Origin of the sequence: Streptococcus sp. 2020WUSS084, assembly GCF_044427445.1 — a bacterium.
In the GTDB taxonomy this organism is placed as follows: domain Bacteria; phylum Bacillota; class Bacilli; order Lactobacillales; family Streptococcaceae; genus Streptococcus; species Streptococcus suis.
Genome location: NZ_JAOTGC010000017.1, coordinates 1 through 11,548 on the forward strand (window position 1 = coordinate 1; position 11,548 = coordinate 11,548).

General features: G+C 39.6%; 12 protein-coding genes. 1 reads left to right on the forward strand and 11 read right to left on the reverse strand.

Translation table 11 applies throughout. The annotated features are described in order from the left end of the window. The coding region (locus tag ODU50_RS08725; RefSeq protein ID WP_398581396.1) for an IS4 family transposase at positions 1–762 on the forward strand (762 nt) is incomplete at its 5' end. 617 nt (positions 763–1,379) lie between these two features. On the opposite strand, the gene ODU50_RS08730 is transcribed toward ODU50_RS08725, so the two are convergent. The 11 genes from ODU50_RS08730 to ODU50_RS08780 form a co-directional block, all read right to left on the reverse strand. After that, positions 1,380–2,279 (reverse strand): helix-turn-helix domain-containing protein, encoded by a 900-nt coding sequence (locus tag ODU50_RS08730; protein WP_105138897.1) that lies wholly within the window; start codon positions 2,277–2,279, stop codon positions 1,380–1,382. Positions 2,280–2,526: 247 nt separating this feature from the next. Beyond that, positions 2,527–3,162 carry an HAD-IA family hydrolase gene (locus ODU50_RS08735; protein ID WP_105153201.1) on the reverse strand — a complete coding sequence of 212 codons (636 nt, stop codon included), beginning with the start codon at positions 3,160–3,162 and terminating at the stop codon, positions 2,527–2,529. A gap of 1 nt (position 3,163) precedes the next feature. Beyond that, the gene (locus tag ODU50_RS08740) at positions 3,164–3,910 is read right to left on the reverse strand and encodes a GNAT family N-acetyltransferase (protein ID WP_105153202.1); all 747 of its coding nucleotides are present in this window, start codon (positions 3,908–3,910) and stop codon (positions 3,164–3,166) included. Beyond that, positions 3,910–4,911 carry a Holliday junction branch migration DNA helicase RuvB gene (gene ruvB / locus ODU50_RS08745; RefSeq protein WP_105118966.1) on the reverse strand — a complete coding sequence of 334 codons (1,002 nt, stop codon included), beginning with the start codon at positions 4,909–4,911 and terminating at the stop codon, positions 3,910–3,912. Before ruvB ends, ODU50_RS08740 begins: the two co-directional genes overlap by 1 nt. Before the next feature lie 247 nt (positions 4,912–5,158). Next, a complete protein-coding gene (locus tag ODU50_RS08750) occupies positions 5,159–5,332 on the reverse strand; it encodes a hypothetical protein (protein WP_172013734.1) in 174 nt (57 codons plus the stop codon). Positions 5,333–5,433: 101 nt separating this feature from the next. Next, complete coding sequence (locus ODU50_RS08755) at positions 5,434–7,149, reverse strand: ABC transporter ATP-binding protein (protein WP_105153203.1); 1,716 nt, start codon at positions 7,147–7,149, stop codon at positions 5,434–5,436. Between the two features lie 2 nt (positions 7,150–7,151). Next, a complete protein-coding gene (locus ODU50_RS08760; protein WP_105153204.1) occupies positions 7,152–7,922 on the reverse strand; it encodes a hypothetical protein in 771 nt (256 codons plus the stop codon). A 5-nt stretch (positions 7,923–7,927) separates the two neighbouring features. After that, complete coding sequence (locus ODU50_RS08765) at positions 7,928–8,800, reverse strand: ABC transporter ATP-binding protein (protein ID WP_105153205.1); 873 nt, start codon at positions 8,798–8,800, stop codon at positions 7,928–7,930. A gap of 25 nt (positions 8,801–8,825) precedes the next feature. Continuing rightward, entirely contained in the window at positions 8,826–9,554 is a 729-nt protein-coding gene (locus ODU50_RS08770; protein WP_105153206.1) for an amino acid transporter, read from the reverse strand. Positions 9,555–9,879: 325 nt separating this feature from the next. Beyond that, the gene (locus ODU50_RS08775) at positions 9,880–10,623 is read right to left on the reverse strand and encodes an ABC transporter permease (protein WP_044683413.1); all 744 of its coding nucleotides are present in this window, start codon (positions 10,621–10,623) and stop codon (positions 9,880–9,882) included. After that, on the reverse strand, positions 10,616–11,440 hold the full coding sequence (locus ODU50_RS08780; protein ID WP_105153207.1) for an ABC transporter ATP-binding protein: 825 nt from the start codon (positions 11,438–11,440) through the stop codon (positions 10,616–10,618). Before ODU50_RS08780 ends, ODU50_RS08775 begins: the two co-directional genes overlap by 8 nt. Positions 11,441–11,548 lie beyond the last annotated feature (108 nt).

An 11,548-nucleotide genomic window follows, 5' to 3' on the forward strand; every position in this document is an offset into this window, starting at 1 on the left:
CTAGTTATTATGGACAGAGGGTATGAATCCTACAATGTCATGGCACACTGTCAAGAAAGAAATTGGTCCTATATTATCCGTATTCGTGACGGGAATCATTCTATGAAGTCAGGATTTAATCTCCCTGACACCTCTTGTTTTGATGAAAAATTTGACCTAAACATCTGCCGGAAACAAACCAATGAGATGAAACAACAGTATCAAAATTTACCTAATCACTATCGCTGTTTACCTAATCACTCACCCTTTGACTTTCTACCAAGCTCTAGCCGAAAAAATGATCCACTCCAGTTTTACGAACTTCATTTCCGAATGGTGCGTCTCGAAATCAAGCCGGGAGTCTTTGAAACTTTGGTGACAAACACCGATTATTCTCCGGAAAAATTAAAAGATCTCTATGCTTACAGATGGGGCATAGAGACCAGTTTTCGTGACCTAAAATACAGCATCGGTCTGACTCATTTTCACGCGAAAAAGAAGGAAGGGATTCTCCAAGAAATCTACGCTCGCTTTATCAATTTTAATGTTTGTAAATGGCTAACCTCATACGTTGCTATTAAAACATCAAAGTTAAAACAGGCTTATAAAATTTGTTTTTCAGACGCTGTTTATGCCTGTCGAAAATTTCTTAGAGCTGAACTCACTTCCTTCCAATTGGAAACTTACATTGCCAAACATTTATCCATCGTCCGACCCAATCGAACCTTCCAAAGAAAGATAAAAAGCAAGGTACCTGTAAGCTTCACTTATAGAGTAACATAATAGTTGAAAAATAGGGTTAAAAAACCTCCTTTTTGTGCGCCCTAAATACAAAAACTATTCCCGTTTTGTCATGAACTGCTCAGACGAGAATAGTTTCTTTTATTGCTTAAATGCTTAACTTAATGACATTGGGCAAAAAGCCCAGCACCGCTTCTCAAAGTTAGTATCAACATCTAAACGCAGTGGTTGATTGGGTTTAACAGTCCAGTGGACTGTTAAAGGTTGGAGATAAGATTTGCGAAGCAAATCTCAGCAATTCGTTTTTCACACTCCAAATCTGACCATTACGACTGTTGCGAACAAAGTTCGCTTCACCTCCAACCTCAAACTGTCTCCCAGGCAGTTTGAGCTGTGCGGGGGTGGGAGTGAAACAATATGGGAATAGACTGTTTCAGCTCAACAACTAGAAATAAAGACTTGTTGACGAACTCTTCTATGAATGGTCGAGTTCTGTCCCACTCCCTTTTTAATAATATTATTCTTCAACCCATGTTCCCCAGTTACCGCCAAGACGACCAAAAAATTTCAAATAGTTAAACATGTTACTAATCTCCTTTAATCTTTATGAGTTTAGTATAATGCTTTTCACAATTCTTCAACAGGACAAAAATGTCACTTTATTGATTGTCAACTCTCCAATCTTCTTCAATCTTTTGTTCTAACTCTCTATTTTCTATCAATTTTGCAAATAGCACCGCATCTAGATAATGCTTTTCAGCCTCATCCCGATCCTTATCCACAAAAAGTGCATATTTCCATTTTAATACACTAACAATGGGCTTTTTCTGAAAATCTTGTGTCGACTGTATAATCTTATCTACACTGTCAAATATCTTTGGTATTGGTTCGTAATATTTTTTACTTCCCAAAATGTTTACACAAGATAATAATGTATCCCTTAGAACAAATAAATCATTTGAATTGATGATATTGATTTGCTCATGTAAATGCTCTATAATTTTCAAAAACTGTCTAAATATTTCTGAATCACAGCTAGATAACCTAACATATTCAAGATGGAGCCTAACAATCAACAAATCATTCAATTCATACTTTCGTTTGCGAAAAATTTGTTCAAAGTAGTCTTCCAGTATCTCTTTTCCAAAGCCTGCTGTACCTGACTCTAAAGTATCAATTCGTGATTGAATCGCATCTATTGCTATCTTCTCCTCCTCAGGCAATTCATCATAATAATCGTCATAGATTTCTGTCATCATGGCATCTCGCTTTTCCGCCAAATCTTCATTACCATAAGTTGGGGTGCGAAGTACATCAAACTTCAGCTTGGAATATCTTTCGGGTAAGGATACGTAATCTGGCATAAGTTCGTAAAGTCCCATACCTAAACGAGTTGCAATATACTGAATCTTTGAAAAAGTCGGCTTGGAAGTACCTGCTTCAATACGAGTTAATTGGCGCACAGAGAGTTCCAGTTCATCGTCACAAAACTGTTCACGTGTCATGCTAACAGATTCTCGTAATTGACGTACACGCTGTCCAAATTCCTTATCGTTCATAAACCACACCTCCAAATATACTTTTTAAATTATATCAAATATATTACACAAATTCCATATCATGCTCTTCTTAAAACAGACGGCTGGATTCGTTTTTTATTATAGCTTGAAGCCATAACAAGATAAAGGCCCGATATTACGGGCATTAATCAAGTAGTCATAGCACTAGCCTAAACGAAGTTCAGCGGACGTCTTTAGATGTTGCTGGAGAGAAACAGCTTATAGCTGGTATACAAGCCACCCGTTTTCACAGGTTGTTATGACTTGATTTATCTGTTAATACTTGTTTTATGTCCAATAAAGAAACAATCTTCCAATTCTGCTCCACGCCATCAATTTGCAGATTGATACTATGAATACCTGCATTAATAGCCGTTTCCACATCAAGCCGACGGTCACCAATATAGTAAGTACGTTCCTTTTCCAGGTCGTATTTTTCGATGAGAAATAGCAGAGCTTCTGGACTTGGTTTGCGGGAAAAACCAGAATCGCTGGTCAAGATTTCTGTGAAATGGTGAGCAATGCCCAACTCCTCCAAAACCTGAAAAGCATTGTCACTCTTGTGAGTATAGACAAAGTTTTGAATACCTTGTTGAGCTGTCCAGTCCAAGATTTCCGCCGCACCAGTCATCAAAGGAATTTGCGTATTTTTCTCCTTCAAGGAAGTCGCTCGTACGCGATTAAGCTCATCACTATCTAGACCGTACTTGTCCGCATCACGCACCAGCAAGTCTTTAACAGAATAGCGGAGAATATATTTTCTCACTTCTTCACGGTTAAAAGGAAGTTCATATTGCTCATAAGTTTCCTGGATGCCAGCTAAAATCGCTTCATACGAATCTAGAAGTGTTCCATCCAAATCCCAAATAAATGTCGGTGTCATCTTATCTCCATTCAAATGCTTGATAAGGCTTGTCCAATTGGTAGCCCAATTTTTCAGCCAGTTTCAAGGAAGTCAGAGTATGGGCATCCCAGCTAGGATAGAGATTACGGTCTAAACAAGCTAAGATTAACTGAGCAGCACAAGCTCTAGCTAAACCCAAACCTCGATAGTCTTCCCTAGTATCCACTTCTATCTCAATCCCACCTGAATAACTGGCATAGGATGAGGCACCTGACACCACCTGTTCCTTATGCAAGATGACATAGCCTAGCCCCAAGTCTAAAAACTGCTCCACATCAGCATAATTACCAACCAAATCGCGTGACCAGTCTTCCACCAGACAGGCATCATACAGATTACGGTCAATCACTTTCAGGTCAAACTCTTCAGGTAGGGCATCAATCAGTTTCTGCAAATGCCCAAGGTCAAAACTAGTATCTTTTTTCGTAGCATAACGGGTAAAGGACCGGATACTGTCTCCGTAAGTCCCTTCTATCAAGTCTGACCAGGCCTGGTTTTGAGGGACTAAAATAATATCCTTTCCCTCACACATTTTTACCAAGTCTCGATGTGGCTGGCCAGCTAAAAAACTAAAGAAGCTCTGCCGTCCATAGAGAGCTAGAGCTGACTGGGTCAATTGACTGTCATCAACATAAATGTCTCCCATGACACCTTCTAAACAGGTCCAAATAATTGCCTCAGGCCAATCTCCAAATAAACTAGCTACTCGTCTCATCTGCTCTGCCATTATTTTTCCGTATAAGGATAACCCAAGTGCTCGTAAGCCTTAGCTGTCGCAACCCGCCCCGTCCGTGTCCGCATGAGGAAGCCCTGCTGAATCAGGTAAGGCTCGTACATGTCCTCCACCGTTTCACGCTCCTCGGCGATATTGACCGACAGGGTGTTGAGGCCGACGGGACCGCCACCGTACATCTCAATCATGGTACGGAGAATCTTCTGGTCCACATAGTCCAGACCTTCACGGTCCACATCCAGCATAGTCAGGGCCTTATCCGTAATGCTATCGTCAATCAGGCCGTCGCCCATAATCTGGGCAAAATCCCGCACTCGCTTGAGCAGGCGGTTGGCGATACGTGGAGTTCCGCGGGAACGACGAGCCAGCTCGATAGCTGCTTCATGGGTAATCTCCATCTCAAAGATGTCCGCTGTCCGCTCGACAATCTCCGTCAAATCAGCCAGTTCGTAATACTCCATGTGACCAGTGATACCAAAACGGGCCCGCAGGGGATTGGACAGCATCCCCGCACGAGTGGTCGCTCCAATCAGGGTAAAAGGCGGCAACTCCAGATGCACAGAGCGACTGGCCTCCCCAGCCCCAATCATGATGTCAATGTAAAAATCTTCCATGGCAGAGTAGAGAATCTCCTCAACCGCCATGGGCATACGGTGGATTTCATCGATAAATAGGACATCTCCTGGCTCCAAATCGTTGAGAAGGGCCACTAAATCGCCTGCCTTTTCAATGACGGGACCACTGGTCTGCTTGATATTGACCCCTAGTTCGTTTGCAATGACAAAGGCCATGGTGGTCTTACCCAGACCCGGAGGACCAAAAAGAAGAGTATGGTCTAAGGCTTCATCACGGAGTTTTGCCGCCTCGATAAAGATTTTCAACTGGTCCTTGACCTTGTCCTGACCGATGTATTCATTTAATTTCTGTGGACGCAAGGTACGCTCGACATATTCCTCGTCCTGCATTTGTTCCATGTCTAAAATTCGATTTGTCATGAAACCATTATAGCATAAAATGAAAATACCAGACTCAGTGAGTCCAGTATTTCCAGGAGATTATACGATCCCTAGCTCTTGTCGCTTGCGACTTAGAGCTAGGGACACCTTTAGGTGAAAAGTATTTCTGCTATTTCTAGCTTGGATATAGTATAGCACGCCAAACTTAAGGGAAAGTAAAACAGAATTCATTTTATGTGTTTTTCATTATTTATAAAAACATCTGTGATTTTTGCTCATAGCTACTTTACTCCTCAATCCGCACATGAACAAACCATTTGTCAATACTCCTCTTCCCAGAACGCCGTAACCGCTCTGCGATTCCCTCCATATATTTTTCAAACCTTTCTTCCATTTTTAAGACTCTAGAGCTCCCTCTGTCACTTCCTCCCAAAGATAATGTATATGTTGTTTGTTTCATTCTCTTCTCCTATCTATTTATTATACAAGTAATCATTAGTGTTCCATTTTATTATTAGGTAACCCTAGACTTAGACTGGTCGGTCCATCGACTCCCATTCACTAACTGGCTTGCGGTAAGCCTCTTAAGAAATCTTGATAGAGATGATTTCTCTCCACTAACTGCTGGTGAGGACCATAATCGGCTACTTGCCCATTTTTATCTAAGACCAGAATCGCATCCGCCTCACGCACTGTGTGCAAACGGTGAGCAATGGTTAGCCTTGTTTTCCCAGCTGTTAAACGGTCAATCGCTTTGCTAATGACACGTTCTGTGACAGTATCTAAACTCGCTGTCGCCTCATCCAACAAATAGATAGGATGCTCTAACAACAAGGCTCTCGCAATGCTAAACCGTTGTTTTTGGCCTTCCGACAAACCTGTCCCATTTTCTGAAATCCGAGTATCTAAACCATCTTCCAACTCAGCTACTAAATGAGACAATCCCAACTCCTTGAGAATATGAGCAATACGCTCTTCAGACACAGACTCGTTCTTTCCATACAATAGATTTTCTCTAATCGTTCCATGGAAGAGAGTATTGTCTTGAGGTATGAAGGAAATCAATCTTCTCATCTCCTTGGTTGAAATATCACTTAAGCATTGTTGACCAATCCGAATCTCTCCTTGGTAGTCTTGATAGTATTTCATCAGCAAGGCAAAAATAGTTGACTTTCCTGCCCCACTTGGACCAACAATCGCCACATGAGAACCCGCAGGAATGTCAACAGATAAACCGTTCAACACTGGTTCTTCACGGTAAGAAAAATGAAGATTCTTTAATTGAATACCCGTATTCTCAATAACCATCTCTGTATCTACTTGTTCTTCCTTGTACAATTCCAATAATTCTACCAAGCGTTTAGAAACCGCACGAAACTCTGTCAACTCGTTTAAGGAAGAAGCAATATCTGTCACAGGCTCAATCAATTGCATCATATATAAGACAAATGTTGTCAGTGTTGCCATAGTCATCACACCCTTGGTCACTTCTATACCTGCTACAAGTAACACCAGGATGATAAAACCCGTCATCAGACTACTAACTAATGCGTGTTGCAAAACTGAAAATTTAATAATTCTTTCAAAACTAAGAGCTAAATGGTCAAATGCTCTGCCCATGTTATGGAATTCAGCCTTTTCACCTTGAAAAGCTTTCATTAAACGAATATTAGTAAACTTATGACTGATGCGACTAGAAATATTTCCTAATCCCTCTTGATAATCTACGTAGCTATTTTCTAATTTTTGACTCATAGGTACCATGATCAAAGCCAGAAGAGGAACAAGCAACAAACTCATAAGGGTAAGAGAGGGACTAATCATCCAAAGAAAATAAACAGACCCTCCCAGAGTTAGGACATTCATCAAGAAATTTGGAAGAATAACGGTGATGAAGTTCAGAACAACCGACATATCATTGGTCAAACGACTAGCAAGATCACCTGATTGGTATTGATCCAGTTCTGAAACTGATGTTTTTAACAGAGACTGATAAATGAATTTTTGAAGACGGTTCAGAGACTGGCTGCCACTTCGACCAATTAGATAGCCCGATAAAGCCTGTATTGTATAGACTGATATAAAGAAAAGGATGAAGCCACTTAGTAATAGTGGTTGTGCTAATAGACTTCTTAAATAAGTTTGATCTAGCAACTTACCAATAAACTGGGGCAGGAACAAGCTCATTCCAACCCCAAGAACACTCAGCGCTATTCCAAACAAGAACATCGTTTTATTGAGCGATTTCAACAACACTCCGACGAGTCTTCTATTCATACCTAGAACTCCAAATTCTTGAACTTTTTCGCAGCAATTTTAGTAAATACGAGTGCGTAAACAAGCGTCACACCAATAGCTCCTAAGTAAGCAAGTCCCGCTCCTGTAAGACCTTCGCTCGCCAAAGGCATATAACTAGTTGGAAAAAGCATCGCAACTGGACCGCCAACAACTGCTAAAATCATCATCGTAATCGTCACCAAAAATCCTGTGACCATTGTGGTAATATTTTTCAGATACAAACAAAGAGCAGTTGCCAAACTAACCGATAAAATATCTTTTAGCAAATAAGCGACAATACAAAACACATTACTCAAACTCTCTGCCAAACTAGTATCAAAAACGGACGGACTACCAAAAGGCAGATGGATTACCCTGACATAATGTACAAATGCAGATGTCGCAAAGAAGAGACCATAGAAAATAACAATTGTTGCTAAGAGACCCAAATATTTAGACCAGAAAATCTGTTTCCGCCCAAGATCTCTGTATAAAAACATGGTATGTTCATCTACTTCTTTCCTAAAGACAGAGATAGCCAAGAAATACAGGGTCAAACTAGGAAGAATAAAACTATCCACAGAGCTCATCATCATATTCGTAAAGGCAACAAGGCTAACCGACCCCTCACTAGCATGAATTTGCATAAAATTCGACCCTTCAATAAATGAAGTGACTAGATAAATAAAAGGAAACAAAGTGAACAGGAGATAAATCTGCGTCTCCTTTCGCTTCCAAATCGTTCTAAAGATAGCTGGAAAAATTTGCTTCATACTCACTACCCTTTCGTAAAGATTTCTTTCAAGTGATTCTCTTTCATTTCTAGTTTCACAATCAATTCTTGACGAGCCAGCACACCAAAAATCTGATTTAGCTCACTTGTAGGTGTAGCAGTGGAAATCTCTAACACTTCCCCCTCTAGCACCACATGGTCATTGAGCAAAGCCTCTACAGAATCTAGGTTTTTAGTCGTATCCAACTGCACGAGCACACTTGGATGAGATTTGCCTTCAAAAGCCTCTGCCAATTCTCCCGATTCGATATAGACATAGCGACTGCACAAGGCCTCCAACTCACCTAGTTGGTGACTCGAAATCAGCATGGAAATTTGTCGCTCACTAGACCACTGCTTCAAGATATCAATCAATTTCTGAACACCAATCGGGTCCAAGCCCACAAAAGGCTCATCTAAGATCAGGAAATCGGGCTCCGCAACCAAGGCAATCGCCAAAGCAGTCCGTTGTTTCATACCAAACGAGAATCCCTTTGGTTTCCGATTGCGAGCTTCCCATAATTCTACCAATTTCAAAGTCTTCTCAATATTTGGATAGAGGTCTTTTTTCCCATGCAGGTCCAAATAAAACTTAAGATTGTCCATAACTGTCATTTCTGGATAGAAGACTGGATCAATCATAATCCCAAAGTCTACCAACAAATTATCCTGACTAAAAATATCCGTACCCTTATAAGTAATGGTTCCTGAACTTGGTTTTAGGGACTTGGCCATTAATTTCATGAGCGTGGATTTTCCAGCTCCGTTTTTCCCAATCAGACCAACAATCTCGCCCTTATTGATCTCTAAACTCACATCTTTTAGTGAGTAAAATTCGTTTCCTGCAAACTGTTTTGATAAATGATTGATTTTAAGCATAAGTAACTCCTTTTTCTAACTATTTCTAAAACTCCAGCTTTTCAAAGTTCGAACGGCCTTTGAGATAGATAGCAACAATATAAAATGTCGTTATAGCTACTACCAAGGACCATGCAAGCAGTGGCTGATTAAGGTTCATCTGAGCATAGCCATTCGGTACGACATAACGAACTCCAATGAGAAATGGTGCAGTTGTTGTAAACAGCGACCAAAAAACTCCTGCTAAAACTGCCTGTAAGGATTTGGCTTTGATAGAAACCATGGCAACCAATAGAATACCGATAACATTGATTGAAATTGTTGCAAAAATAGATAGGAGAGTGGACTGTACATTATTCCAATCATCCGATACTACTTTTCCAGAAGCATTCAAGAAACCAAAATAAGCAATCGCACTTGTCAGCATTGTTAGAAGGACATAAGAGGCATACATCGTCACTAAACTAATGATTTTTGCATTAAAAAGTCGAGTTCTATTCAGATCTTTATATAAAAATAGAATACCACTATCAATCTCATCCCTAAAAACTGCGGAAATTATCAAGGATAACAGCAATGTTGGTAACACAATCCCATCCTGTGTTGCCAATGCTGCCCCTAGAAAATCTAAAAAATTATCCGTATATTCAGCTTTTACGCCTACTAAAAATTTAGACAATATCGGAACTAAGATTGGTAAACCAGCAAAGGCATAGAACAAAGCAACATCTCTTCTATAGATAATCGATTTAAAAATAGACCTAAACATATTCATATTGTTTCCCCTTTTTATCAATAAGATAGATGAGCAATAACTCCCTCACCTATTCATTCGTAAACAAAAAGAAAAATTCTCTGGAAAAACCAAAGAATTTTAATACTCATATTTCACCATCAATTATGGTCTCAAATAATGTGCCGCCACATAACCAACAACGAAACCTGTAACTGCAGCTACTAGCATGTATTTCTCCTCCTTCATAATATAATACTCTTTCTTCAATTTCCTATTAGTTTTGAATACAATAAACAATAATTCCTACACCGACACCGATAATGAATGCTGATACCATAAATTTCTCCTTTCTAATTTATTCATACTATAAAGAATATTGAATTTTTTCTTTTATTCCTGATAGGGAGTTCCTAAAATATTTCCTCCAATTTCCCAAATAGAGAATCAAGGCCAAACTAATCAGGACAATCCACCCCAATAGGTAATAGAATTCTTGATTCAAAAGTTCAAAATGGGGATTTTTGAAAAATTCAATATAAGCTCCTAGAAAACTATATTTCAAAATCTGCCCCACTGTCTCATTCATCAAAGACAGGCTAGGTCCCATAGATACTGCCATTGTGATAAGCATAGAGGTAACCTGTGACTTGGATTGAGATTGGGAAGTTGCTCCGATCAAAAGATTAATTAGAATAGAAGCCAGAGATGTCAAAAGCATGATAACCGAATAGCTAAGAACATATCCTGATACATCAGCCTGTGTGATAGCTGGAAATAGAATGAGGTTGACAAAGCTAATGACAACAGGATAACACAAAATAGACAGCACATATTCACTCGGGCGAACACCTGTCAGTAACAAGGTAGACAGATTATTCTTTTCCTTTTCTTCAGAAATCATTGCTGATATAGGACTTCCTACTGACATACCAATAGCCATTGAAAAACAAATTCCCATTAAATCCATTGCCTTGGTATCATCTGTTTTCATCACAAACTTAAACAGCAGTAACATGAAATAGGGCATCAAAACTGGCAATAGAATGTTCTTATTGGTCACCAAGACTTGTGTTCGAAGCCAAAGTAAGGCTAAAAATCGTTTATACATTTAAGGTTGCTCCTGTCTGTTGAATAAAAATATCTTCCAAAGTTGGCTCACAAGAGTGAATAGTTGTCGCCTGAGCTAACTTTTCAGGTATCAATTCACTAAACAATAGCTCATGATCACTACCGTCCTCAAAAGTAACCCTCACTTTTTTAGTGACATTGTACTTATGAATCAAATCCTGCGGACTTCCCTTTTCAACCAAATTTCCTTGATTCAATAGAACCAATTGATCACATAAGAATGTCGCTTCTGCCATATCATGCGTGGTCAAGAAGATCGTCGTCCCCTTACCCTTTAGCTCCAATAAGAGTTCATGAATCCGCTTTGAAGTTGTAGGATCTAGACCGCTTGTCGGCTCATCAAGAAACAATACTTTTGGTGAATTGATTAAGGCTCTTGCAAGCAACATTCGTTGCTTCATGCCTGTAGATAGTTTTTCTGCAATTGTCTTTTTACTATCCAGCAATCCTACTTTTTGTAGAATAACCTCTACTTCTTTCGAACTGACACCAAAGAATTTTGCATAGAACAACAAATTATTTTCCAAGGTCATCTTCTCGAAGAAACCACTTGAATCACTGACCAAGCCCATTGCTTCAAAGTCCTCTGGCGACAATAGGGTCGATTCTTTACCTAGTAGATAAGATTTTCCGCTATCTGCTGGTAGCTGCCCGGTAATAATCTTAATCATGGTTGTCTTTCCCGAGCCAGAGGGACCCAAGAATCCAAAGATTTGTCCTTCTTGAATGTCAAAGCTAATGTTGTCTAAGGCAACCTTGTCTCCAAACTGTTTATGGATATGTTGAACTGTTATCATCTCTACTCCCCTAAATTAAAACAAACTTATTTTTTCCACCATGATAAAATCCATAAAGCTGGTGCTATAATCATCCTTCTTCTCCTTTCATTTTTCCTACACTTGTTT

Bases quoted from the DNA above. Each gene is read 5' to 3' on its own strand.
- ODU50_RS08730 (WP_105138897.1), bottom strand. From the start codon at position 2,279: ATGAACGATAAGGAATTTGGACAGCGTGTACGTCAATTACGAGAATCT.
- ODU50_RS08735 (WP_105153201.1), bottom strand. From the start codon at position 3,162: ATGACACCGACATTTATTTGGGATTTGGATGGAACACTTCTAGATTCG.
- ODU50_RS08740 (WP_105153202.1), bottom strand. From the start codon at position 3,910: ATGGCAGAGCAGATGAGACGAGTAGCTAGTTTATTTGGAGATTGGCCT.
- ruvB (WP_105118966.1), bottom strand. From the start codon at position 4,911: ATGACAAATCGAATTTTAGACATGGAACAAATGCAGGACGAGGAATAT.
- ODU50_RS08750 (WP_172013734.1), bottom strand. From the start codon at position 5,332: ATGAAACAAACAACATATACATTATCTTTGGGAGGAAGTGACAGAGGG.
- ODU50_RS08755 (WP_105153203.1), bottom strand. From the start codon at position 7,149: ATGAATAGAAGACTCGTCGGAGTGTTGTTGAAATCGCTCAATAAAACG.
- ODU50_RS08760 (WP_105153204.1), bottom strand. From the start codon at position 7,922: ATGAAGCAAATTTTTCCAGCTATCTTTAGAACGATTTGGAAGCGAAAG.
- ODU50_RS08765 (WP_105153205.1), bottom strand. From the start codon at position 8,800: ATGCTTAAAATCAATCATTTATCAAAACAGTTTGCAGGAAACGAATTT.
- ODU50_RS08770 (WP_105153206.1), bottom strand. From the start codon at position 9,554: ATGAATATGTTTAGGTCTATTTTTAAATCGATTATCTATAGAAGAGAT.
- ODU50_RS08775 (WP_044683413.1), bottom strand. From the start codon at position 10,623: ATGTATAAACGATTTTTAGCCTTACTTTGGCTTCGAACACAAGTCTTG.
- ODU50_RS08780 (WP_105153207.1), bottom strand. From the start codon at position 11,440: ATGATAACAGTTCAACATATCCATAAACAGTTTGGAGACAAGGTTGCC.